Here is a 23,099-nt window from a genome sequence, read left to right as displayed (position 1 = left end):
CCCGGCGCGGCGCAGATTCAGTGATGGATTACTTTTGCAGTACCCGGCATCACCTGACTAATTCATACGGTTATCCAGCCATTTCCAGTGCCGGCTCCAGCCTTAAGATCTCTTTCATATAGAGGGCTTCCTGCACCGGGCTGCGGCCAAAGAAGCGCTTAAACTCACGGCTGAACTGGGAGGGACTTTCATAGCCCACTTCAGCCGAGGCTGCGGCTGCCGACATCCCACCGCGTACCATCATCAACCTCGCATGATGCAGACGGGTCGATTTCAGATACTGGATCGGCGAGCTTTGAGTGACAGTTTTAAAATGCGCATGAAAAGTTGCCACGCTCATTCCCACCTCGCCAGCCAGATCCGCAACTTCCAGATGTTCGGCAAAACGGTTTTGCATAATATGCAGCGCCCGTGCGATCTGCGCAAAATATCCCTGCTGCGCCAGTGCCGCCCGCAGAGTTGCGCCCTGCCCGCCAACCAGCACGCGGTAATAGATTTCACGCAGCAACCCCGCACCCAGAACTTCCGTCTCCTGCCGGGAGTGGAGAACTTCCAGCAACCGGATAACGCTGTCGCCCAGCGCATCATCCAGCGGGGTAGAGAGCATACTCATCGGTTCACTGTGACGCACAACGGGTAATTTTAGGGTCAGCAACAGTGCTGCCAGCACCTTAAAATCCAGCCGCAGAGCTACCGCCAGCATAGGTTCATCAACAGAAGCTTCCGTCTGGCTGATAAACGGCAGCGGAACGGCCACGACCAGGCAGTGTTGTGCATCATAAATATATTCCCGATCGCCCAGAAAACCGCGCTTACGTCCCTGGCAGACGATAACGATCGAAGGCTCGTAGAGAACCGGCGTCTCGTCCAGCGGGATATCAGAACGCAGGAAACGCACATCCTCCAGCGCGGACTGAGTGTAGCCAGTGTTTGGCGCAAGAGGAGTAATCAGCGAGGCCATCTTACGGCGACGGGCTTCAGTCCGGGTGTCTGCGTTTTCTGCAGGGTGCTGTTCTGAGGGATTCTCTCCAAAGTCGGGCCTCTTATGCTCAGAGTCTGGAGTGATGTCCTCTGTTTTTTTAGCCATGCGATCCCCCGGTAAGCCTCAAACGCTGTTTCAGCTGATTGCGCGAATCCGTCAGTATCTGCTCTGCCTTAACCTCATCCTTAACCGCTCTGGCCAGCGCCATCGCCCCGATCATCTCGGCCTGCGCCGAGGTGGCCAACGCTTCTGGCCGCTCCTGGCCCATTGCCTTAAGTGAACGGGAGATCAGGCCGTGCATATCCTCAATGCCCAGCGTAAAGCGGTTTCTGGCCTCTTCCGGCAAACGGCTCGCCTCCCCACACAGAGAAGGCATTGGACAGCTCTGTTCTGGGGCATTCCGTGCTTCAGAAGAAAGGTAAACATCAATCAGACGGGAAAGGCGCTCTTCCCCTTCAGGCAGAGAAGAATAAGCCTGTAGTCGTTCCCTCGTCTCAATAAACATGCGATCGACAACGTTGGCCACCAGATCATCGCGCGAAGCAAAGTGCGCATAGAAACCACCGTGCGTCAGCCCCACCCGTTTCATCAAGGCGGCAACACCAATTCCTTCCGTACCGACCACCCGCATAATGGCTGCGGCTTCCTCAAGGATCCGCTGGCGGGTGCGCTCTTTATGGGTAATGAGTTCTGACATGGTGCCTCCTGAATGCGCTTTGACCTCTGACAGGGTGCCGCCGGGTGCGTAATAACTTCTGACAGGGTGCCCTTAAAAGGTGTCGAAGCCACCTCAGCCTTCGACAGAATATGACTATCATAATAATTATTATAGTCGTCATATACAAGGTGAGAGCTAATGCTCAATGGCTATCTGATTGATCTCTATATGATGTATCGAGAGGTCACTTTTACGAAATGAGCCTGAATGCAGTCCTTATGTCTTCCGCCGAAACAGAGAGGCTTGACAGCAAATATGATGGTCATCATATTAAACCCACGCACAGATGATAACCATCATATTTAAACGGCTCAGAACGCCAGCCTCATAGTCAGGAGAACCACATGTCTGCATTAACAGCTTCGAAAGGTACTGCAATGATTACCGGTGCATCCGCAGGAATTGGCGCTGTATACGCACAGCGCCTTGCTGAACAGGGCTACGACCTGTTACTGGTAGCACGCGATCAAACCAAACTGGATGCACTGGCCTCCAGACTCTCCAGCGAATATGGCGTACACAGCGAAGTGCTGGCAGCCGATTTGATCAACAAAGAGGATTTACGCCGTGTGGAACAACGGCTGGCGACGGACTCCACCCTCACCTTACTGGTTAATAATGCCGGGATGAGCGTAGCGGGTGACTTCCTGGAAAACGACATCGACAGCGTTGAAAATATGATACTGCTTAACGTGCTCGCCCCCACCCGTCTGGCTCAGGCTGCGGGCAATGCTTTTAAAGGGCGTGGCGCAGGCACCCTTATCAACATCGCTTCCGTATTGGGGCTGGTGCATGAAATGGGCAATGGCGCCTATAACGGCACTAAATCCTTTGTCCTGAACTTCAGCCGTTCGCTGGAAGCCTCATTAAAACCGTACGGTGTACGAGTCCAGGCCGTGTTGCCAGGCCTGACCCGCACTGAGATCTTTGAACGCTCTGGCCGCTCAGTCGACGAGCTCCCTGCCCATATGGTGATGGAAGTGGAAACCATGGTCGATGCTGCCCTGGCCGGCCTGGCGCTGGGCGAAAGCGTGACCATTCCTTCGCTTGAGAAATATGAAAACTGGGAAGCTTTCGATACTGCCCGCGCCGCGCTGCTCCCTGACCTGTCACTGAGCCAGTCTGCTTCGCGTTATCGTTAAGGGCTGGCGGCAGGCATTAAGCGGAAGAGTTTGTTATTCAAATGGTTGTGTTGGGTGACAACTGTGGAAAAAACGGGCAATCGGTTGATAACTGCTGGATTGCACCCCCGAGTTACATTATAATCCTGCGCCGCAGGCCCCTTAGCTCAGTTGGTTAGAGCACGCGACTCATAATCGCTTGGTCACTGGTTCAAGTCCAGTAGGGGCCACCAAATTTTACCTGTGAAATCAGGATATTAAGCCACCTTTCAAAGGGTGGCTTTTTTGTTGGCGTTTTTCAGTGGCGATGAAATGGCGATAGGTTTTTCTCACGCTTTAAGGCTACAGGCATAAAAAAACCCGCGTTCGCGGGCTTGTGAGCGTAGCTTGATTAATGAAGTAGTGAAGGTTGCTGCTCGTTATGAGTAAAGATTGGCACTCTGCTAACTTGACCTGGTGAAACGATCATTCCCGCTATGCTTTCGTGCGTTTTGAAAGTGCAGCTGCAATTGATGTTTTGGCACTGGTGATAGCGCTCTTTTGTTTCTTTGGAAATGTAGCGACTGCTTTTGGCATGGGCAGCGGTCTGGCAAAGCGGGCAATGCATCATTTTTTTCTTTCTCCCTGAAGACACCAGGCTTTAATACATGAATTTCACAAAAAGGGCAAAGAAATTCACTTATTGTGAATAATCTTTTTCTGAATCTTCCTCTGCTTCATATTCCACACTCGACAGCAACACCTCAAAATCAAGCGCCGTCGTGTAGCCGCTGCCGCTCAGGCTGTGCGTCACCTTACTGATAAGCCACGGCTGCGCATCGATCACCGCCTTGAACCCGCTGACCCTGACCGGCGTTTCCGGGAAGAGATCCGCCCGGCCCATCGCCAGCGTCAGCGAGAACTCGGCAACACCCCGCTGCAGCTTGTCCCATTTAGCCTTTGCAGCGCGCATCGCGGCGGCTTTGGTGGCGTAAACCGTGGTCAGTGTAAACACGTTATCTTCGGTGCCGGCAAGATAATCCCCCTCGCGTGCTTCCGGCGTTTTCGTAGCCGCCTTTTTCTTTTTCGCCGCCGGGTGCTCCAGAGCGCGCAGGTGTTTTTCTCGCGGCTTGCGTTTGACCTTCACCTTTTTCGGCTTCGGATCTCGGGTATGCAGCCAGCTGGCCGTCACGCCGGTATATGCGCCCCGGTCAGCGATGCTGAAGGTGTGGCGGTCGCCGTCCTGTCGTGTAATCGTCAGCTGTGGAATGGGTTTACCGCTGGCCGTGACGCCGCTCCCCGGACGCAGAAACAGCAGGCGACCGGCCTTGATGGCTGCCACCGCACCGTACAGCGAGGCAAGCCGCGTCAGAAACTTCGTGTCGGTTTCCTGCGTCTGGTCGATGTGACTGACCGGCAGCGTGGCAAAGCCTGCGGCCAGCATTGCCTTCAGGTTGTTGCGCTCAGCAATCTGCGTCACCACCGCGCCCAGGGTGGTGTCGTGATAAGAGACCTCACGCCGGGAGTTCAGCGTGCCGCGAAAATCCACGCTGCGCGCCCGGATGGTCATGGTGTCAGGTGCGCCGTGGTGCTCCACCTCGTCAACCGTGAATTCACCTTTGCCGATAAGCGTCTGGCCTTTCCAGCCCAGAAACAGCTTAATCACCGCCCCGCGCACCGGCATCGCCAGCTGTCCGTCGGCGTCGTCCAGCTCAAGATCAAGCTGGTCAGCGTCAAAGCCCCGGTTATCGGTCAGCGTCAGCGAAATCAGCCGGTCGCGGATATTGTCCGTCACGTCTTTTGCGTTCACGGTAAGCATAAAGTCAGGCTGTATCTGCGCGCCTGCCTGCACGGGTAATCCGGTAATCGTCATCCCGGCAGCCCGCCCACGGTGGAGATAATGCCGCTGGCGGCGGTTTTCGCGCTGCTGATGGCCGACGTGACCTGGCCCGGCAGGTTGTTTGCGCCGCTGACGAGCCCGTCAGCCTGCTTTTTCAGATCGCCAAACATCGAGGTTAACGACTCGTCAACGCGCTTGAGGCTCAGGGTAAACAGGATTTTTTGCGCGCTGCCGTTGCTCAGAAACTCGCTGTGCGTCGCCGAAAAGCTTTCCGCCACGTACATCCCGTAAATGGTGCCGTTGCCGCCAATCAGCGGCCATGCCCGTCCCTCGTCGGCCATCACCTTGAGCGTCAGCAGCGAAATGGCACCGCCCGTCACCTCCGGGCGCAGCTCGCCGGTCAGGGTTATTTTTTCATCCCCCACGCCGATAAACTGCGCCGACGCCCGTTGCCCGACGCGGCTGTTAGTGGGCCAGCGGTAATCCACGCTCTGCTGCAGTTCAGAGTAAGGCAGCGTCTGGCGCATAAACGACATCATGCCGTAAATCATCATCATTGTTATTCCCATCCCATTTTGCTGCGGTTCTGTGCCTGCCGGTTGCGGTCGTTGCGCGCCTGCTGCTGTGCAATCAGCGCCAGCGCGTCATCTTTGGTCATACCCGGATGCATGTGAATGTCGTACTGATAGCTGTTCTGGCTTTTGTCCTGATACCCGCCGTTCGCCGCCGGTGACGATACGGGCTGATAAGCCGGGCCGGTGTCGGCGAGGCTCCACGGCAGGCCGTTCGGTGCCACCGGATCGTGCTCAGGCACTTTGTGCTTCAACCCGTCAGACTTGCTGTCGATAACGCCGAGCTTATCCAGCACCCAGCGGATCCCGCCCATCAGCTGATCCAGCGCCTCACCCGGAATTTTCAGCCCTTCGGCCAGCGCGTTGCCGAACGCCTTACCCATATCTCCGGCATTTTTCAGTTCGGTCTGGGTGGATTTCACCGGCTCCAGCAGCTTTTTAAACCAGTTCCACAGGTCTTTCACCTTATCGGTCAGCCAGTTAAAGCCGGGCTGCAGCGAGATAAAGGCATCGCTTATCGGGCCTGCGGCGGCGGTAAAGCCCTCGGCGACGCCGGAAATAAACGCCTTTACCGGCTCCCAGTACTTGCGGATAAGCAGCGCACCGGCAACCACGGCGGCGACCACGGCCACCACCGGCCAGGTGATCGCACCCAGCGCCGCCACAATGGTGCTGCCCGCCACGCTGAATACGCTGCCCAGCAGGCCCGCGCCCGCAATAAGCGCATTCACTCCGGCCATCACCGGCCAGGCAACCAGTCCGATCGCACCCAGCGCGCCCACAAAAATCAGGCCCGCCATCGCCGCCTTGGCAATGCCCGCTGACAGCGCCGGATTTTTCTGTATCCAGTTATCCACGGTCAGCAAAAATTTCGTGCTGTCCTGGGTCAGCTTTCGCAGGCTTTCATCAAGTTCGTCGTACAGGTCGGTGCCGATGGCCTCCTGCGCCGACTGCAGCTCTTTAAGGTCGCCGCCGAGGTTGTCCTGCTGCACCTTGACCAGCTTCGCCGTGCTGCCGTCCGATCCCTGAAAGGTGCGGGTCAGGTCGTCAAGCAGCCCACTGGTGGCACCCTTCATCAGCGTCACCGCCGAGGAAGCGGCCTCTTCGCCGAAGATGGTTTTCAGGTACTCCGCCTGCTGCGCGGTGCCGAGCTTGTTTTTCTCAAAGGATTTCTGCATTTCCTTCAGGATGGTGAAGAACGGGCGCATATTGCCTTTGCTGTCAGCCGTTTTGACGCCCAGCTCTTTAATCGCCTTGAACGCCTCGCCAGTCGGTGCCTGCACGCGCAGCAGCATGGCGCGTACGCCCGTTCCGGCCATGCTGCCGGTGGTGCCTTCTTTTGCCAGCGCACCGATCATGGCCGTGGTCTGCTCCACGCTCACGCCCGCATTTTTGGCAACCGGCGCGATGTAGGTCAACGCATCGTTCAGCCCGTCAAAGTCGGCGGCGGTTTTGTTCAGCGTCGCCGAGATAACATCACCCAGGTGCGCGACCTGACTGTTAGCCAGTCCGAAAGCGTTCTTTGTGCTCATTAACAGCTTTGCGCTTTCTTCCATTGAACGGTTATTTGCCAGCGACATATCCAGCGTTACCGGCGTGGCAGCTTTGATGTCATCCACCGAGCCGCCCGATTTGGCGATAATGATCTGCGCCTGCGCGGCATCGTTCGCCGATGCAGCGGTATTGTCGCCGATGCTGCGCGCCTGGGTTCTCAGCGACTGAAAGTCAGCCGAGTTTTTATCAAGGCCGAGCGTTGCCTGCAGCGTGGAGTTCGCCAGCGCAAAGTCGTAGCCGGGGCGCAACACGGAAGTGGCCGCAATCGCGCCGACGGTTGCCGCCCCCACACCGGCCGCACCGGCATTACGCACCCGGCCCGATAATTCCTGGCCTTTGCGGTAGCGCTCGCTGATGTGGTTAAGCCGCTCCTGCTGCTGACCGAGGCGCTGCAGTTCGGTTTTCTGACGGCTCAGGCTGATAGTTGCCTGCGCAGACGCGGCTTTCAGCCGCTGCTGTTCGCTGCTCAGGCTTTTGGTGGAAATCCCCGCCGCGTTCAGCGCCTCGCGCTGCTGCTGCACGGACAGGCGGAGAGAATTGCTTTTGGTCTGCAGCTCGTTTGCCGCCTGCCGGGCTTTTTCCAGCGCGCGGGCCTGCGCCGTGGTGGGCTTTTCGGTGTTGCGAAACTGCACGGCCAGCGCGGCCGCTTCGGTTTTGGCGTCTTTCAGCTTCTGCTGCGTGACGGCAAGCTGGCCGCTGACCTTGCGGAAACCGTCAATCTTCGCCGCCTGAGCGTCGAGCACCTTAATGCTGTCCCGCGTTTCGCGGATATCGCCGGAAAGTTTGCGGGTCTGGTTCTGGATGGCTTTAAAGGGGCGTGTCGCCTGGTCTACCGCCTTAAGCAGCACCTGTAATTTCAGGTTGTTACTCATCGGTTTTTACTCCGCTGCGGATCATCGCCTTGTGCCGCCAGTCGATAAGCTCGGTCAGCGGCATGTCATACATTTCAGAGGGGGGCCAGTGGAACACGGTGGCGATATCGGCCATCAGGTCATTGACGGTCATCCCACCGGGCCAGCTTACTCGTCCGACTTCGGCGACAAAAAACCGATCACCTTACCGGCCAGCGCAATCAAATCGACCGGATCGAGGTTCAGGCATTCCGCCTTTGTCAGCGCGGGAAACGTGATGCGCGGCAGCACGGTAATCAGCGCATCCACGTCAGATCCTGCAATATCTGCGAGGCGGGTACCGCGCAGCGCGCCGGAATTGGGCTTAATCACCTCAACTGTGGTAATGGTCTGTTCGCCGCGCACTACCGGCGTTTCCAGGGTAACGGTGTTTTCTTTGTTTTCCATGTTTTTTCTCTGCGTAAAGTCGGGATAAGGCCAGCGCCGGGCGCTGGCTCCGGGGGTTAAACGAGGCCGATATTTTTACGGCGCTGCTCCAGACGGTCGGTGCCGTTGACCTTCTCCACCATGTTGATGGTGTCGATTTCAATCAGCTCTTTGCCGTTAAAGGTCATCTTGTAGTAAGTACATTTGGTGGTGATTTTGGTTTCGGTGTCCTCGCCCTGCTTGGCTTCACCAAAATCAAACGCCTGGTGTTTGCCGCGCACCTCAATCTCTACCGCGATTTCCTCGCCGGTATCATCGCGCTGATAAGAGCCGGTAAAGCGCAGCGGTACGGATGCGGCTCCCCACTGCGTCAGTACCAATTCATCCATGCCGCCGATGCTCCACTCCATATCCAGCGCGTCGTCGTCAAGACCCATATCAATATGCGCCGCGCCGCTCATACCACCGCCCCTGAACGGGTCAAGCTTGCGGGACAGCTTCGGCAGCGTGACGCTGGTCACGACGCCCTGATAGCTGTTGGCGTCGTTAAAGAGGTTCATCCCCTTGAGTTTTCTTGGCAGTGCCATTGTTCAGTCCTCAGCTGTTTACGGACGCGGCGAAGTTCGCCAGATAGGTGTCGGTGATGCGCTGGCGCAGCGTTAAATCTTCCAGCGGCGGTACCGGCGTGTAGTCATAGTCAATCGACAGTTTGCCCGCCTTCAGGGTCTCTTTGTCGTTGGCCGTTTCGTCGTACCAGCACGTTGCGCCCAGCAGATAACCGGCGCTGACCAGCTCGCGGAATTTGGCGTTGATACCCGCGATAATCTCGCGCACCAGTACCGGCGTCAGCGGCTTGTCATTGGCCCACATATGCGCTTCGGCCATCGTGTCGGCCAGCACCTGCGCGGTACGGGTGTAGTTCTCAAACGCAAACAGCGGATCGTCGCTGCAGGTGCGGTTACCCCAGAAGCGAAAGCCGTCCTTGCGGATAAGCGTGGTCACGCAGGCTTCATTGAGTAAATCGGCGTCGGTGCCGGTTTGCTGCAGATCCCAGAACACCCCGGCAGAAATGCCGGTCACGCCGTTCACGCCGACGTTAGAGAGCGTTTTGTGCCAGCCGGTGTCGTTGTCGATTTTTGCACGCAGACCCAGCGCACGAGCCGTGGCATACGCGGTTTCGGCGGCGTTGGCCGTGGTGTTCCAGGCGATGAAATCGGGCCAGATAACCATGATTTCGCGCTGGCTGAAGTTCTCGCGGTACTTCATCGCGTCGGAGACGGTTTTGCAGTTCCAGGCGGAGACGTAGCAGAAGGCACGCAGCTGCTGCGCGATACTGGCAAGTGCGGTCGCCACTTCCAGCGAGTCGAGGCCCGGCACGCCGAGAATGCGCGGCTTGACGTCGAGCTGCGTCTGCGCGCTCAGCAGCGCCTTCATGCCGGTATACTGGCCGTTCTCGTCGGTGGTACCGATGATATTGGAGATGGTTTCCGCTTCGGTCGTGCCTTCGGCCACGCGCACCACGACGGTGACGGGTTTAGCCTGATCGGCAATGGCCTGCAGGGATGCGGCCAGCGTGCCTTTTTTACCGGCTTTGGCGATACCGGCCTGCACGTTGGTTAACAGTACCGGCGTGTTCAGCGGGAACGCGGTGGCGTCGGCATCTTCGGCGGTACAGACCAGCCCGACGATTGCCGTTGATACGGTGGAAATGGTGCGCGTGCCGTCGTTAATTTCGACGACGCGGACACCGTGATGATAATCAGACATCTGATGCACTCCGTGTTATGGGTGCGCTCAGATTGCCCGCTCAGGCGGAAGGGTGCATTCTTTCAGGGTTTACTGGTCGGTGACAGGACAGAATCACGAAACACTGCGGCTTTTGGGCAGAAATGCAGAAACATTCCTGCCCTGGAAAACGGGCTAACGGATATCAATCAGTACCGGCTCGCCGCTTTCACCCGCGCCGAGCTGTTTTCCTTCGGGGATCTCCTGAGTTGTAAAAAACCAGTTGTCATCAGGGAGTTCAACCGCGCCGGTTATGTCATGAACGCCTGGTAGTACCTCGGTAAGAGATGCCGGATTAAAATATCGCACAGTAAACTCCTGATTAATTTGGTGGGCAGTAAAGCTGCCATGAAAAGCCATTACTTGACTGTTCGCCGCTTGCCATCTGGCAGCGGGCCTTAAATCCGGTAGTGGTGACCGTGTCGTCAAGGATCATCGAAGTATGCATGCGCTGTACCGATGCACCTGCATCTGTGGAAAGTCTTTCTGCGATAGAGATATAGCGAACGATCCTGGGTATGGATATCGGGAAAACAACCGTTGCCAGCCCGCTGGTAATGGTCGGGTTGTGACCGCTCATTTCTATCGCGCCATCTGACCAGATACTCCAGATGCCGTTAACGTTGCTGCCCCGACTGGTGACATATTTTGCATCGCCTAAACCCAGGCTTCTAAGAAACGCCGGGACGCTCTGAATATCGCTGCCGTTTTTCGCGATATCCATTTTTCCGGCCAGCGCATTCAGTACCGTTGCCGAAAAATTCGGATCGTTACCCAGCGCGGCGGCCAGTTCGTTCAGGGTGTCCAGCGCCGCCGGTGCCGAACCCGTCAGCGCGGCCAGCGCAGCAGCCACGAAAGCGGTGTTAGCCAGCTGCTGTGAGTTATCACCGGCGGCGGCCGTCGGCGCTTTCGGGATACCGGTAAAAACGGGGCTTTTCTTTGGGGCATACTGCGTATGCGGATCCGCTGCGGCAAGATGGCCCGCCATCACTTTATCGGTATAGGCTTTAACCTCAATCACTGCATCATCAACATATTTACGCGTTGCCAGCACCACTGACGGGTCAATCTTCAGCGTCACGGCGTCCGTACTGCTGACGATAATGATCATACGCACGGTCTGCGTGCGACCGCTCCCTTCCTGCAGCTGCGGCTTGTAGGTTTCCGCGCAGTTGGCAACGGCAATCATCACACCGTCAGCGTCAAACAGGCCAATCTCGCGTATCCAGAAACCGCCGTCGGTCTCCGGGATAATCTGCTCGGCGATAATCTGGCTGCTGTTGGCGGCGTCAATGCTCAGCTGATTCAGCGGGGCGCGGCGCTGCTCATTAATCAGCGCCGTCTGGCTGGCGTTGGGCGTGGGTAACGCGCCGCCGCCGTCACCGACGGCCATCTGCGTAATCTGCAGTCTGGTGCCGAGGGCAGCGGCGTTTGCCAGCTTTGCCGCGCCCAGATTGGTCAGCAGCGCATAATATTTTACGGTCATGCGTTCACTCTCAGGTTATCAATAATATGAACCGCCGCACCGGAATAACCCGGCCCGCTGACGGTGATGGTTTCAGGGGTATAGGGGTAAACGGTCAGCTCGTCGCCGGTATAACAGGCGGCGGCCACCGGCAGCACGCCGCTGGCGTCCAGGTTGACAGACAGACCGATCAGATGGCGGCTACACGGTTTCGCATCCGCTATCAGGCGCTCCAGCTCGTTATACATTTCCTCAGTGATGCCGGTATCCAGTACTCCCACATCAAGGCGGAACGTGCCTGGCTCCTCGTTTGTCTGCCACCACTCAACGATGCGGATCAGATAGCCGAGCGGTTCCACGACGCGACGGATCGAGCCGAGCGTCCCCTTGTGTTTATGCACGTACTGTGAGGCAGAAACGACGGCGCGCTTGGTTGACTCACTCCAGCCAGAATCCCAGCGGTCTACCGACCACGCCCACGCAAGATAGGGCAGCAGCTCCACCGGGCAGTCGGCAGCGCTCCAGAGCTTACGCAGCGGCACCGGCATGCTTTCGATTTGTGCGCAGGCTTCAGCGGCGGCAACTTCCAGCACTGACGAACCGACCGGCAGCAGGCGATCATTCATCCGACCCCCGACCGTAATCGCCCAGCCGGTGCAGTACGCGGCCTGCGTTTTATCCAGCACCACGTCAGCGGCAGGCTCCGCCAGCTCCACACGCTGCACGCCCTCAACATGCAGGGCCGCATATAAAGCCGACTTACGGATATCCCGGCCCAGACGCGCCTGGGTGCTGACGAACGCGGCAAGCTTTTCCTCAGCTGCGGCGCGTATTGGCTCAGCTTCCGGCCCCGGATAGAGATACAGGACGGCATCCACGGCGTAATCCACAATCTCCGCCGTCTGCACCGTGACCCGGTCGGCTACCGGGCGCACGTCTTCATCATTAAGCGCCGCATCCACCACGGCCAGCAGGTCGGCAGCGGCCACGCCATTTCCTTCCCGCGACAGCACGGTGACGGTCACGCAGGCAGGCGACGGGCTGATCGCTGACGCATCGGCCACGCGTCCGTCGGCGCTTTTTGCATGGAACTCATAAGCGCCGGACGGCCCGGCCACGCTCAGCCCCTCAAAGGCGGCAGCAATACGCAAACGAAAATCATCGTCGCTTTCCATCACGGCAGCGGTGGGCGGGATCGTGGTTTCATCCGCCGCCGTCAGCGTCAGACGGGTTACGCCGCTGTTTGCGCCGAGCTGGTCTAAATCATCCGCCAGGGCATACGCCACCATGACGGCGCTGGCCGCTTCGTTGACGCGCTGGCGCAGGATAACTTCGCGGTACGCGTTTTCCTGTATCAGCTTCACCACCGGTTCAGACTCCAGCGCCAGCGTGCGGGCGACGGCATCCTGCTGTTCAGCCGGATAAAGCGAAATCAGCGTGGCTTTGCGTTCAGCCAGAAGCGTTTCATAGTCCAGTATTTCCACCACGTCGGGCGCGGGTAGCTGGCTCAGGTCGATAGTTGCCATAGTTTCAGCTCACAGGGATGGTCAGGGAAAAATCCTGCGCGTTATCAGCGCGGGTGCCGGTGAGTTCAACCACCATGCCGCCATTAAACGCGGATTCGTAACTGATGCCGGTCAGCTTTACGCGGGGTTCCCACTGCAGGATCGCCATATAGCAGGCCGACATAATCTGCAGGCGCAGCGACTCGTTTTGCGGCTGGTCAATAAGTGCAGAAAGCAGTGAGCCATAGTTCCGGCGCATCACCCTGGTACCGAGGGGTGTCATCAGAATGTCACGCACCGACTGACGGATGTGATCGAGGTCGGTCAGCGCCCCGCCGGTTTCCCGGTTCATACCGGTATATTTTGCTGCTGTCATTGTGGGCCGTCCGTTCTGCTGCTGCCGCGCTGCACGCCACCGTGATTATGATCGTCAACGACAACGCCGTTAGAGCTGAAGCTGCCGCCGCTGTGCTTAACGCTGCCTTTCATCGTGCCGCCCTGGGTCACTTCCAGCGTGGCGGTTTTCAGCAGCGCCGAGCACTCAACCTCCGGCGAGTCCAGCAGGATTTTTACCGCTGCCTGAATGGTCGCGGTCTGGATGCCGGTTGCCTTCAGCGCACCGCTTTCCGGCTCGTACTCAATTACCGCACCGTCAGGAAATGACCAGTGCAGCGCATCGGCAGACGCCGACGGAGCCGGGTTATCGTCAGAGAACACGCCCGGCAGCACAAAGCCGGTATCAAGCTCACCGCCCAGGCACAAAACCAGCACCTGCTCGCCGACAGAAGGCGCATTCCATGAGCGGGTGCGACCGGCACGGGCGGTCAGCCAGTGCAGCCAGTTGGTGGTGTTGCTGCCGGTATCCACGCGACAAAGACCGTCTTCCAGATTGATAGCGGAAACGGTGCCGATGCGGATCAGGTTGCGCAGCAGGCGCAGGATTTCTGGGATTTGTGAGTTCATGCGAGGCATTTCACCTCGTATTGAAGCTGGCGACAATCAACAGCCGCCCGCTCAAAGATGGGCAAACAGATTTCAATAAACTTTTTTGATAATGTCCATCGCTGCTTTATGAGCTTCTTTCAAAGTCTCAAATTCTTTATTATAAAAATGGAAAAAAGCCACTTTGAATTTTGGAAGCTCCAAAAATATCAACTCGCCACTTTTATGAAAGAAATGCATATCAGGATTGGAGGTTTCAAAAACAACTAGGGAATTAGCCTCATAGATTTTTTGTTTTTTCATTAATCGTCGCCGAGCTTGCCTTACACCAAGGAGAATTCTATAAGGTGATTCCTCCCCTCCTCTGCGCATTATGCCTAATGGATAATCAGCTAAGAAAGGTATGTAAGGGCCATTTTTAGGTTTAATAAATTTCTGTCTTAGATCTAATACCTGCAACTTGAAACCAATCAACTCTAGCCACCATATAATCAAATCACATTCACTAAAATCATAATCACCGGGTTTTTTAGCCTGCAAAATACTTATTATTTTATCTTCAACTGAACTCAGCAGTACATTGTTACATCGGGCGCAGGCAGGAATAGTTGATTTGATATAAGACTGAGGGATATCATTTATGGTTGCGCTAAAAAATTTCTCAGGCTTCTTTTCAAAAACCCACTGAGGAATCATATGCTCCCTTGTAAGGCCATCTTCTACGCCACAAAAAAAACAAATATTTATATTATGATCAGCAAGAAACTTATCCATCACTACTTTCTGACTATCTCTGATTTTTTTCTCAACTCTCGCAGATAAAGCTCCATTATAGTTACGGCTCCAGCTAAAGGTTACTAAGGATAATATCTTCTACAATCTTTATGTCAGATTCTGAAAATCCTAGCAATGGTCTAGCCTCATACTGCACATCCTTTCCACCACGGGCTGGCCGGTCGCGCAGCCCGTAGTGATGCACGCGGGCCATGCGCTGCACGTTGCCGGTAAACTCAATAATGGCATCATCAGCGGTGCCTTTCGCCTTCAGGTATTTTGCTGTGCGCATTTTGGCGAACATCTCACGTTTTACCCGGCCTTTCTTTTTGCGCGCCGGTGCCTTACGCGGCTTAAACGGCGTGCCGTCCGGTGCCTGCTGGCGTTTGATATTTTGCTGCTGACCGGCACGCAGACGCTCTGCAATGGTGCGGGCCATCTCTTTGCGCGCCGCCGGTGACAGGTTGTTAATCAGCGCACCCAGCCGTTCGTCGAACGCCTGCAGCCCGTTCACGGCAGTAACTCGCCGATCAGCTCACCCTTAACGTACAGCTGCACCGGACGAGCATCGTTTTCCGGCAGGGAATTCTCGCCCACATGGGTGACGTGCAGCGCAGCGCCCTCCTGTTTCACTATCACGCGCTCTGTCAGCTGCAGGTCAATGCTGATATCGCACAGCGTGTCGCTCAGCACATCGGCTTTAAAGGTGAAGCCGGTGCGGCGTTTTTCTTCGGTTGCCATAATGTCGGGCTGATTCTCGCGCAGCCAGGCCAGCAGCGGCACCATCAGCAAATCAAGATTATCTCCGTAGTCAGTCACCACCAGATTCAGCTGATACTGGTATTCAAACGACAGCGAGCTGGCGAGCGTGGAAGCAATGCGCCCCCCGTCGATAAACATATTCAGGCTGTCAGGGTTTCGCTGTAGCAGCGGCACGCTGTCGGTCAGCGCCTGACGTAGCTGTTTCGGTTTCTGCATCGTGCTGCTCCTGACACTCTTTGATGATTTCAACCTGCAGCCCGCATGATGCAAGCGCAGCCTCTAACTGGCGGTTATCCGCCGCCAGATCGCCCTGAACCTGCAGGCTGTTGCCCGGCAGCGGGCAGCTTGTCACGCGCGGACAGCCAGTCCAGATAATCTCTGGCGTTATTGAACGCGGGCCGTGACTGCAGCCGGATAACATCAGCAGGCAAAGCAGCAGCAGACCAGTCACGCAGGGTCGGATTTGCATCGGTTTCTCTCTGTATGGTCAGTTCACGGTTAAGGGCAGCCGTACCGGCTCGCCCCTGCAGCAGTCGCAGCGTGGCTTCGCGCTTTGCTCCCTCCCGCGCTTCATCATTCAGGCGGGTAATCGCCTTGTCGCGGCTTTCAATCCCGGCGGACAGCGTGCCGATGATGCGCTGCGCACGGGTGAGATCGTCATTTACCGCATTCAGTCGCCAGCCAGTAAAGCCCAGCGCCATCAGTGCAGTGGCCAGCGCGAACGCAAACAGGCGCATCATGACGCCCCCTTTAAGCACCAGGCTTTTTCACGGGCGCGGCGGTTTTCTATCCCTTTGTTTCTGACGCCGTTCACGTACACCCAGCGGTCAAGCTGATCGCATGCCTGCCACCACTGATGGCGTTTGAGGTAACCGACAAGCGTTGACCGGCAGGCCGCACCGGCACCGACGTTAAACGAAAAGCTGACCAGCGCGTCATACACCGGCGCGGGCATTTCCACCGGTACGCAGATATCAAGCTGGCGCTCCACGCGCATCACGTCATAGACCAGATTAACCGCCGCCTGCCGTTCGCTGACCTGGCTTTGCGGCGTCACGCCTGCAGTGTGACCGATGCCGTTCGTCCAGACCCCGGCGCTGCACTGGTAAGGCGAGGTGCGGCACCCCTCGGCATCGGCGATAAGCTGCAATCCGCCTTCGGAAATCTTCAGCGTTTTAAACTGTGGCAGCAGCGCGGCGATTGCCACCACGGCCACCACGGCGCAACGCTTAGCGGCCTTCATCGCTCACCCCCTGCACATTCTGCCGCTGCAGCTCAAACGTTTTACGGCGGTAATGCCAGTTGATAAAAAACGTCGCCACGTTGATCACAAGCGTGACCACGGCAACCCCGGAACCCACCATAAAGGCGATATCCTGCGGCGTATGGCGGCCAAACCACATCAGCACAAGCCCGATCAGGTAGTTGATCAGCGAGTTGATTTTCTCCATCTTTTTCAGTCCCACAGGTTGACGGTTTCATCCGCAGACGTGGCGGGCAGATCCGGCAGCGTCACCTCGCAGCCGTGCATCAGTACCGGCCCGCTTTCAGCCAGCCCCGGATTGGCGGCATAGACCAGTTCGACGGCCTGCTGCGTGCGCCCGTACCAGCGCCAGCAAATCTGATCCACGGTGTCGCCCTGCTGCGCGTAAATAATCACAGCAGGCTCACAATGCAGCCGGAACGCCCGGCAATGCGGCTGATACTGAAACGGGCGTCGCGCCAGTATTCATCCGCGCTCGCCTCAACTTCAGCCCCTTTCTTGCCGCTGGCGTCATAGCCGCGATAGCGCTCGACGATAGTTGCGGCGGTAATGGCCGAAACGGCGGCGAAGTAGTGCGCAACCTTTTCACTTTCGCCGTCAAAGCTTTCCGCCGGGACGTCAGGCAGGGCTTTAAAGCCCGCCGCCATCTGCTCGGCCCGCCAGTCGTACAGCTCGGCGTTCACTTCTGAAATCGCCGTTTTCACCGCAAGGCGCAGGCGCTGCGCGGTCACGGTACCCTCATAACGCAGCGTGTCGCGCAGCTGCTGCAAATCCACATCAGGCCAGAAAAAGGTGTTCTTTACCGGCGGCTCGGCAGCATCTGCCGGTCGCGGGGCGGGTATCACAAGCATGTTCATAGTCGGCCTTAAAATAGGTGGGCGGTGGAGAGCCGCGCAGGCATTAAAAATGCGTTGCAGCTCTGCCGCCCGGCGCGGGGCGCGTTCGGTCAGCGGCGGGCAATGGCCTGCTTTTTCAGTTCAGTTGCCAGCCGCTCAATGTCTTTTTTGACGCCGCAGCCCTCGTGCAGCTGCAACGCCCTCGTTAAATGCTCCATCGCATCCAGAGTCCTGCCCGCATCGCGAAGAACGTACCCGGTAATTTTGTGCAGCTTGGCGCGCACCTGATCGGGCATGTCTTCGGATTTCGTCAGCTCAATCGTCGCCAGCAGCGGCCCGGTATCAACGGGCGCTTTCAGCGTCCAGGCGCGGGTCGCGGCTTCAGCAACTTCTTCAGCCAGCAGATAGCCCGTTGCGTCGCGCTTGAAGCCGGACGGCGGCACCAGACCGTGCGCCAGCGCGTACCGGGCAATCTCCAGCGCGCCCGGCACGTCGCCCGCATCCAGCCGCCAGATCATGACGGTCATCAGCACGGCATCCTGTGCGCCTTTTCCTTTAGCGAGCACGCCCGCCACCCACGGCAGATACTCCGGCAGCATGTCGCGCTTGAGTTCTGCCTTACGCTCTTTCGAGCGCACTTTCTTCAGGCGGCGCTTGTCGTCGTTAAGCTTCAGCAGCATCAGCTCATAGCCGTTCGCGTGGCGCAGCGGGTTACTGGCCTGCTGCGAGGCGGCAACCGCCTGCTGGCGCATAAGGTGACGTCGGGCAGGACTTAACATGCGTTATGCCTCCGGGGTTTCCGTTTCCGTTTCCGCTTCAGCGTCCGCCGGGGCTGTCGCTTTCTTTTCTTCCGGCAGATCCGACAGGGTGATTTTTTCGACCAGGCAACCGGCGGCGTAATCCTCAACCACGTAATCCTCGTTAATGGATTCGTAGTTTTCGATGCGGTCACGCTTCGCCACTTCGTCAATCAGGCGACGGTGCGTGCCTTCCTGGAAGTAAATTGACAGGTTATCCAGACGGGTGATCAGCAGCGCATCCGCCGGGAAATACGGCACGCGCACCGCTGGCAGGTTGCCGATACGTTTCTGGCTGACAATCAGATCGCCCGCCAGCGCTTCGGTGTTGGCCTGCGTCTGGTTAACCAGCGGGAAATACTTGTCGGCCAGCAGCTGGCGACCGCAGACAACGACCAGTTCCGGATCTTCCTGATACCACGGCTCGATCAGCTGATTGGTCGCATCCATCACCAGCGCGTCAAGGTTTACCCAGGTGCGGCCTTTCCCGACCAGCACGCCGTCGGTTACCGTGCCGTCTTCGTGCGTGGTGGTATTCATTACGCGTTCCGGCGCGTTGTTGCGGTACTTCTGCAGCCAGCCCACGGCCACGTCCTGCAGCATCGGATTTTTGGCGCGGTTAGAGGTTTTGGCACGGGACACACCATTAAAACCGATCATGATGCGGTCAAGGCTCTGGCGCTTGATAATGGCGTCACGCAGGCGGGCCTGAAAATCTTCATAGCGCGCCCACAGGTCGAGCGTGTTGTAGCGAATGTGGAAATCGTAGTTAACCTGCACACACTCATAGCCTTCACTGTCCAGCGCGGCAAAATCAGCGGTTTCGCGCTCGTCGCCGCCCGCCGTGTCGGTGGTGCTGGCAATCGAACCGGACACGCCAACGCCGATTTTTTCGCCCTTCATCTCGGACACCGGCACGATGTTGATGCGGGTCAGGAAATCAGAAGATTCTTGCACGCGGTTCATCAGCGTCTGCGTCACCGAGGGCTCAACGGTGAATTTCTTATTCATGTCGCCGGTTTCGACGTTGTTCAGCTCGGCCAGGCGGGTCATGAAAGCGTTAAATTTAAAGCGGGTGTTCTGGCGCATTTGCGCTCCTGTATACGGTTAAATGTTTTAATCAGCAGTCGGTCTGCACGCTGGCCTTGTTATCGCCGCCGGTTGAGGCCGGGCGGCGGTAAAAGCCGCCGTCGGTTTTACCCAGCTGCGACTCAAGCGCAGTAAAGGCGGAACGGTCTTCACCGGCCTGCAGCTCCAGCGCGTCGAGTCGCTCAGTCAGGGCCAGCTCCAGCGCCGACAGCTTTTGCGTCTGCTCGTCGCTGTTCTGCTGCACCTGCTCGGCAACGGCGGTCACGGCTGCGCCCATGTCGGCAAAAAGTTCGTTATCGGTTTTCTTTTTGCGGGAAAAAAGGCCGGTGACGTAGTTCAGTACGGACGGGGCCGGATCGGCTTCCTCGGTAAACTCAATCAGCGTTTCTTCGGCGGCGGTAAACAGGTTGTCTTTATGCTGCTTGCGGGAGGCCAGCGGGTTCGCTGACGCCCTGGCGCTGAAGCTAAGAATTTCCGTACCGAGGCTCGCCGGGTCGTCGGTAATCGCCAGGCCAATCAGGTACGCCTCGCCGGTGTCGGCAAACTCCGGGCGCACCTCAATGGAGGTGTAGATTTTCTGGCGGGCTTTGGTCAGTTCGACCAGCTCCGGGGTCGGGCTGATGTCAGCGTACAGCGCCAGCTTGCCTTTCAGCGGGCCGTCAGCGATTTCTTCCGCGCTCAGGGCGGTAACGTCGCCATAACGGCGGAACGGGCTGTCAGGGGTGTAACCCTTGATGTGCTCCATATTGATGCGGGCACCGTACATCGCCGGGTCATAGTTCGCGGCCATCTGTGAAATCCAGTCACGGGAAATCGTGCGGCCGTCAGTGGTTGCGCCTTCAGTTGCGATACGAAAACGCTTTGCTTTAAGTGTTGCCATTAACAGGCTCCGGTCAGTGAGTTGGTTCAGGTCGGGGCCAGTTTCACCGCCCCGGCCTGTCCGCTCAACGAAAGCCAGCCCGCTCAGCCATCAGCAAACAGGGACAGCAGGCGCGGCCATTTGCGCCCCGGTAGCCTTGTTGGCATGAATATGACACCGACCACCACCATCAGCGATCCGCGCCGTCAGGCTGCACTGCTTTACTGGCAGGGTTACTCCGTGCGCCAGATTGCGGAGACGCTTAACCAGAAAACACCGACCGTGCAGAGCTGGAAGCTCCGCGATGCGTGGGAAGACATTGCGCCCATCAGTCGCGTTGAGGCCAGCATGGAGGCGCGGTTAATCCAGCTCATCATGAAAGAGGTGAAAGGCAACGGGGATTACAAGGAGATAGACGCGCTGGGCCGTCAGATAGAACGCCTGGCCCGCGTGGAGCGCTACCGCAGTTCGGGTAACGAGGCGGATTTAAACCCCAACGTGCGCAACCGCAACAAGGGCGAGCGCCAGCCGATGATTAAAAACGTCTTCAGCGAGGAACAGACCGACAGGCTGACCGGCCTGTTTATGGATAACTGCTTTGAATACCAGCTCAACTGGCACAAGGCCGGGCTGACGCACCGCATCCGCAATATTCTGAAGTCCCGCCAGATTGGCGCGACGTTCTACTTTGCCCGCGAAGCACTGATTGATGCGCTGACCACCGGGCGCAACCAGATATTTTTATCGGCCAGTAAGGCCCAGGCGCACGTCTTCAAAAACTACATCATCGACTTTGCCCGGCAGGTTGACGTTGACCTGAAAGGCGATCCGATTGTGCTGCCGAACGGCGCACGCCTGATTTTTCTGGGAACCAACGTGCGCACCGCGCAGAGCTACACCGGCAACCTGTATCTGGATGAATATTTCTGGATCCCGAAATTCCAGGAGCTGCGCAAGGTCGCCAGCGGTATGTCACTGCACAAGAAATGGCGTACCACCTATTTCTCCACGCCGTCGAGCCTCTCGCACAGCGCCTATCCGTTCTGGTCGGGCGAGCTGTTCAATAAGGGACGCCGCAGTAAGGTCGACCGCATTGAGCTGGATTTGTCACACTCGCATCTGGCAAAAGGCGCGTTGTGCGGTGACGGCCAGTGGCGGCAGATTGTCACTGTTGAGGATGCGCTGACCGGCGGCTGTAACCTGTTTGACCTGGATCAGCTGTCGCTGGAATACAGCCCGTCGGAATACCAGAACCTGCTGATGTGTGAGTTTGTCGACGATGAAGCCAGCGTGTTTCCGTTCGCCGAGCTGCAGACCTGCATGATCGACAGTCTGGAAGAATGGACGGACTTTAACCCCTACGCGTTGCGCCCGTTTGATTACCGCCCGGTATGGATTGGCTATGACCCGTCGCACACCGGCGACAGTGCGGGCTGCGCCGTGATTGCGCCGCCGCTGGTTGCGGGCGGCAAGTTCCGCGTGCTGGAGCATCACCAGTGGCGGGGCATGGACTTTGCCGCACAGGCGAAATCCATTGAGGACTTAACGAAAAAATACTGCGTGGAATATATCGGCGTGGATGCAACCGGCATCGGCCAGGGCGTTTTTCAGCTGGTACGCCAGTTCTACCCGGCAGCACGGGAGATCCGTTACTCGCCGGAAGTGAAAACCGGGATGGTCCTGAAGGCAAAAGACACCATCGGCAGCGGGCGGCTTGAGTATGACGCCGGAAGCACGGATATCACGCAGTCATTTATGGCTATCCGCAAAACCATGACCGCCAGCGGTAACCGCTCAACCTACGAGGCGAGCCGCAGCGAGGACGCCAGCCACGCCGATGTTGCCTGGGCAATCATGCACGCACTGTTAAACGAACCGCTTACCGCAGCCAGCGGCGGCGCTAACCCTTCAATTCTGGAATTTTACTGATGAACAAACGCAGCCGTAAGGCATTTAAAGCACAGCCCCAGACCGTACCGGCTGCACCTCAGCAGGTTGAGGCGTTCACTTTCGGCGATCCGACGCCAGTGATGGATAAGCGCGACATTCTGGATTATGCCGAATGCATCGGTAACGGTCGCTGGTATGAGCCGCCGGTCAGCTTTCACGGGCTGGCGAAAAGCCTGCGCTCGGCGGTGCATCACAGTTCGCCGATTTACGTTAAGCGCAACATTCTGGCCTCAACCTTTATCCCGCACCCGATGATGAGCCAGCAGGAGTTCAGCAAGTTTGCACTGGATTATCTGGTTTTTGGCAATGCGTTTGCCGAACTGCGCCGCAACAGTCTGGGCAAGCCGTTCAGACTGGAAACCACCCCGGCAAAGTTTACCCGCAAGGGGGTTAAAGACGGTGAATACTGGTTTATCAATGACTGGAAGGAGCCGCACCAGTTTGCAGCCGGCAGCGTGTTTCATTTGATTGAGCCCGACATTAATCAGGAGCTGTACGGCCTGCCGGAATACCTCAGCGCGCTTAACTCCGCCTGGCTGAACGAGGCGGCCACGCTGTTTCGCCGCAAGTATTACCAGAATGGGGCGCACGCCGGTTACATCCTGTATATGACCGACGCGGCGCAGAGTTCCAGCGACGTTGACCGCATGCGTCAGGCGATGCGCGACACGAAGGGCCTGGGCAACTTTCGTAACCTGTTTATGTACGCGCCCAACGGTAAGCCGGACGGCATCAAGATTTTGCCGCTCAGCGAGGTGGCAACGAAAGATGATTTCTTTAACATTAAAAAGGCGAGCCGCGACGACCTGTTAAGCGCACACCGCGTGCCGCCGCAAATGATGGGAATTATTCCGGACAACTCCGGCGGGTTCGGGGATGCGGTGAAAGCGTCACAGGTGTTTGTACGTAATGAACTGACACCTCTACAGGAGCGCTTGAAGGAGATTAACGACTGGATGGGGGAAGAGGTGATAAATTTCAGCAAATACGAATTATGATGACCTCTTAAAAGCGGCCATCATGAAAAA

The 23,099-nt window shown here is 57.4% G+C and carries 29 protein-coding genes, 1 tRNA gene and 2 pseudogenes; 4 read left to right on the top strand and 28 right to left on the bottom strand.

Annotated elements, in window-relative coordinates; all coding sequences use genetic code 11:
• Positions 1-70: 70 nt before the first annotated feature.
• Together VRC33_RS03025 and VRC33_RS03020 are read right to left on the bottom strand one after the other, a co-directional pair.
• Positions 71-1,087 carry an AraC family transcriptional regulator gene (locus VRC33_RS03025; RefSeq protein WP_338560713.1) on the bottom strand — a complete coding sequence of 339 codons (1,017 nt, stop codon included), beginning with the start codon at positions 1,085-1,087 and terminating at the stop codon, positions 71-73.
• Positions 1,080-1,679, bottom strand: a complete 600-nt coding sequence (locus VRC33_RS03020; RefSeq protein ID WP_338560710.1) for a TetR/AcrR family transcriptional regulator — start codon at positions 1,677-1,679, stop codon at positions 1,080-1,082. Before VRC33_RS03020 ends, VRC33_RS03025 begins: the two co-directional genes overlap by 8 nt.
• A 365-nt stretch (positions 1,680-2,044) precedes the next feature.
• On the opposite strand from VRC33_RS03020, the gene VRC33_RS03015 reads away from it, so the two are divergent.
• Together VRC33_RS03015 and VRC33_RS03010 are read left to right on the top strand one after the other, a co-directional pair.
• Positions 2,045-2,842 (top strand): SDR family oxidoreductase, encoded by a 798-nt coding sequence (locus tag VRC33_RS03015; protein ID WP_338560708.1) that lies wholly within the window; start codon positions 2,045-2,047, stop codon positions 2,840-2,842.
• 135 nt (positions 2,843-2,977) lie between these two features.
• A tRNA-Ile gene (locus VRC33_RS03010) sits at positions 2,978-3,054 on the top strand.
• A gap of 158 nt (positions 3,055-3,212) precedes the next feature.
• Here the strand turns inward: VRC33_RS03010 and VRC33_RS03005 are convergent.
• The 26 genes and pseudogenes from VRC33_RS03005 to VRC33_RS02880 all read right to left on the bottom strand — a co-directional run bounded on the left by VRC33_RS03005 (position 3,213) and on the right by VRC33_RS02880 (position 20,142).
• Entirely contained in the window at positions 3,213-3,431 is a 219-nt protein-coding gene (locus VRC33_RS03005; RefSeq protein ID WP_301253080.1) for an ogr/Delta-like zinc finger family protein, read from the bottom strand.
• Between the two features lie 69 nt (positions 3,432-3,500).
• Entirely contained in the window at positions 3,501-4,673 is a 1,173-nt protein-coding gene (locus VRC33_RS03000; protein WP_338560704.1) for a phage late control D family protein, read from the bottom strand.
• Entirely contained in the window at positions 4,670-5,197 is a 528-nt protein-coding gene (locus VRC33_RS02995) for a phage tail protein (protein ID WP_338560702.1), read from the bottom strand. Before VRC33_RS02995 ends, VRC33_RS03000 begins: the two co-directional genes overlap by 4 nt.
• Positions 5,198-5,199: 2 nt before the next feature.
• Positions 5,200-7,638 (bottom strand): phage tail tape measure protein, encoded by a 2,439-nt coding sequence (locus VRC33_RS02990; RefSeq protein ID WP_338560700.1) that lies wholly within the window; start codon positions 7,636-7,638, stop codon positions 5,200-5,202.
• Positions 7,631-7,753, bottom strand: coding sequence for a GpE family phage tail protein (locus tag VRC33_RS02985; RefSeq protein ID WP_338564009.1), 123 nt, complete (start codon positions 7,751-7,753; stop codon positions 7,631-7,633). Before VRC33_RS02985 ends, VRC33_RS02990 begins: the two co-directional genes overlap by 8 nt.
• Before the next feature lie 32 nt (positions 7,754-7,785).
• Positions 7,786-8,064, bottom strand: a complete 279-nt coding sequence (locus VRC33_RS02980; protein ID WP_338560698.1) for a phage tail assembly protein — start codon at positions 8,062-8,064, stop codon at positions 7,786-7,788.
• 56 nt (positions 8,065-8,120) lie between these two features.
• On the bottom strand, positions 8,121-8,630 hold the full coding sequence (locus VRC33_RS02975) for a phage major tail tube protein (protein WP_338560696.1): 510 nt from the start codon (positions 8,628-8,630) through the stop codon (positions 8,121-8,123).
• 10 nt (positions 8,631-8,640) lie between these two features.
• Complete coding sequence (locus VRC33_RS02970) at positions 8,641-9,810, bottom strand: phage tail sheath protein (RefSeq protein ID WP_338560694.1); 1,170 nt, start codon at positions 9,808-9,810, stop codon at positions 8,641-8,643.
• 153 nt (positions 9,811-9,963) lie between these two features.
• Entirely contained in the window at positions 9,964-10,137 is a 174-nt protein-coding gene (locus VRC33_RS02965; RefSeq protein ID WP_186821347.1) for a hypothetical protein, read from the bottom strand.
• A gap of 13 nt (positions 10,138-10,150) precedes the next feature.
• Positions 10,151-11,314, bottom strand: coding sequence for a phage tail protein (locus VRC33_RS02960; protein WP_338564671.1), 1,164 nt, complete (start codon positions 11,312-11,314; stop codon positions 10,151-10,153).
• Positions 11,311-11,919, bottom strand: a complete 609-nt coding sequence (locus VRC33_RS02955; RefSeq protein WP_338564008.1) for a phage tail protein I — start codon at positions 11,917-11,919, stop codon at positions 11,311-11,313. Before VRC33_RS02955 ends, VRC33_RS02960 begins: the two co-directional genes overlap by 4 nt.
• A gap of 3 nt (positions 11,920-11,922) precedes the next feature.
• Positions 11,923-12,819, bottom strand: a pseudogene (locus VRC33_RS02950) (baseplate assembly protein); the annotation flags it as partial.
• Between the two features lie 4 nt (positions 12,820-12,823).
• Positions 12,824-13,174 carry a GPW/gp25 family protein gene (locus VRC33_RS02945; RefSeq protein ID WP_070135713.1) on the bottom strand — a complete coding sequence of 117 codons (351 nt, stop codon included), beginning with the start codon at positions 13,172-13,174 and terminating at the stop codon, positions 12,824-12,826.
• The gene (locus VRC33_RS02940) at positions 13,171-13,761 is read right to left on the bottom strand and encodes a phage baseplate assembly protein V (protein ID WP_338560687.1); all 591 of its coding nucleotides are present in this window, start codon (positions 13,759-13,761) and stop codon (positions 13,171-13,173) included. The genes VRC33_RS02945 and VRC33_RS02940 overlap by 4 nt, the downstream gene beginning before the upstream one ends.
• 72 nt (positions 13,762-13,833) lie before the next feature.
• Positions 13,834-14,514: a hypothetical protein gene (locus tag VRC33_RS02935; protein WP_338560685.1), complete on the bottom strand. Its 681-nt coding sequence runs from the start codon at positions 14,512-14,514 to the stop codon at positions 13,834-13,836.
• A 73-nt stretch (positions 14,515-14,587) separates the two neighbouring features.
• Positions 14,588-15,028, bottom strand: coding sequence for a phage virion morphogenesis protein (locus tag VRC33_RS02930; RefSeq protein ID WP_338560683.1), 441 nt, complete (start codon positions 15,026-15,028; stop codon positions 14,588-14,590).
• Positions 15,025-15,492, bottom strand: a complete 468-nt coding sequence (locus VRC33_RS02925; RefSeq protein ID WP_338560681.1) for a phage tail protein — start codon at positions 15,490-15,492, stop codon at positions 15,025-15,027. The genes VRC33_RS02930 and VRC33_RS02925 overlap by 4 nt, the downstream gene beginning before the upstream one ends.
• Positions 15,425-15,745, bottom strand: a complete 321-nt coding sequence (gene lysC / locus VRC33_RS02920; protein WP_338560679.1) for an Rz1-like lysis system protein LysC — start codon at positions 15,743-15,745, stop codon at positions 15,425-15,427. Before lysC ends, VRC33_RS02925 begins: the two co-directional genes overlap by 68 nt.
• Positions 15,666-15,977, bottom strand: a pseudogene (locus VRC33_RS02915) (LysB family phage lysis regulatory protein); the annotation flags it as partial. The gene lysC and the pseudogene VRC33_RS02915, both read right to left, overlap by 80 nt.
• Positions 15,978-16,012: 35 nt before the next feature.
• Positions 16,013-16,519, bottom strand: a complete 507-nt coding sequence (locus tag VRC33_RS02910) for a lysozyme (protein WP_338560677.1) — start codon at positions 16,517-16,519, stop codon at positions 16,013-16,015.
• Positions 16,506-16,727, bottom strand: coding sequence for an HP1 family phage holin (locus tag VRC33_RS02905; RefSeq protein ID WP_070135682.1), 222 nt, complete (start codon positions 16,725-16,727; stop codon positions 16,506-16,508). The genes VRC33_RS02910 and VRC33_RS02905 overlap by 14 nt, the downstream gene beginning before the upstream one ends.
• A 5-nt stretch (positions 16,728-16,732) precedes the next feature.
• Entirely contained in the window at positions 16,733-16,936 is a 204-nt protein-coding gene (locus VRC33_RS02900) for a tail protein X (protein WP_070135675.1), read from the bottom strand.
• Positions 16,933-17,397 (bottom strand): head completion/stabilization protein, encoded by a 465-nt coding sequence (locus tag VRC33_RS02895; RefSeq protein WP_338560672.1) that lies wholly within the window; start codon positions 17,395-17,397, stop codon positions 16,933-16,935. The genes VRC33_RS02900 and VRC33_RS02895 overlap by 4 nt, the downstream gene beginning before the upstream one ends.
• A gap of 89 nt (positions 17,398-17,486) precedes the next feature.
• Entirely contained in the window at positions 17,487-18,155 is a 669-nt protein-coding gene (locus VRC33_RS02890) for a terminase endonuclease subunit (protein WP_338560670.1), read from the bottom strand.
• A 3-nt stretch (positions 18,156-18,158) separates the two neighbouring features.
• Positions 18,159-19,262 carry a phage major capsid protein, P2 family gene (locus VRC33_RS02885; protein ID WP_338560668.1) on the bottom strand — a complete coding sequence of 368 codons (1,104 nt, stop codon included), beginning with the start codon at positions 19,260-19,262 and terminating at the stop codon, positions 18,159-18,161.
• Between the two features lie 31 nt (positions 19,263-19,293).
• On the bottom strand, positions 19,294-20,142 hold the full coding sequence (locus tag VRC33_RS02880) for a GPO family capsid scaffolding protein (protein WP_338560666.1): 849 nt from the start codon (positions 20,140-20,142) through the stop codon (positions 19,294-19,296).
• A 144-nt stretch (positions 20,143-20,286) separates the two neighbouring features.
• Here VRC33_RS02880 and VRC33_RS02875 point away from each other — a divergent pair, with 144 nt between their 5' ends.
• Together VRC33_RS02875 and VRC33_RS02870 are read left to right on the top strand one after the other, a co-directional pair.
• On the top strand, positions 20,287-22,050 hold the full coding sequence (locus VRC33_RS02875; RefSeq protein ID WP_338560664.1) for a terminase ATPase subunit family protein: 1,764 nt from the start codon (positions 20,287-20,289) through the stop codon (positions 22,048-22,050).
• The gene (locus tag VRC33_RS02870) at positions 22,050-23,069 is read left to right on the top strand and encodes a phage portal protein (RefSeq protein WP_338560662.1); all 1,020 of its coding nucleotides are present in this window, start codon (positions 22,050-22,052) and stop codon (positions 23,067-23,069) included. Before VRC33_RS02875 ends, VRC33_RS02870 begins: the two co-directional genes overlap by 1 nt.
• Positions 23,070-23,099: the final 30 nt, after the last annotated feature.

The sequence above is a fragment of the Erwinia sp. E_sp_B01_1 genome, from assembly GCF_036865545.1.
Classification (GTDB): Bacteria; Pseudomonadota; Gammaproteobacteria; order Enterobacterales; family Enterobacteriaceae; genus Erwinia.
The sequence above is the reverse complement of the archived record's forward strand: the minus strand, read 5'-3'. Positions and strand labels throughout refer to the sequence as shown.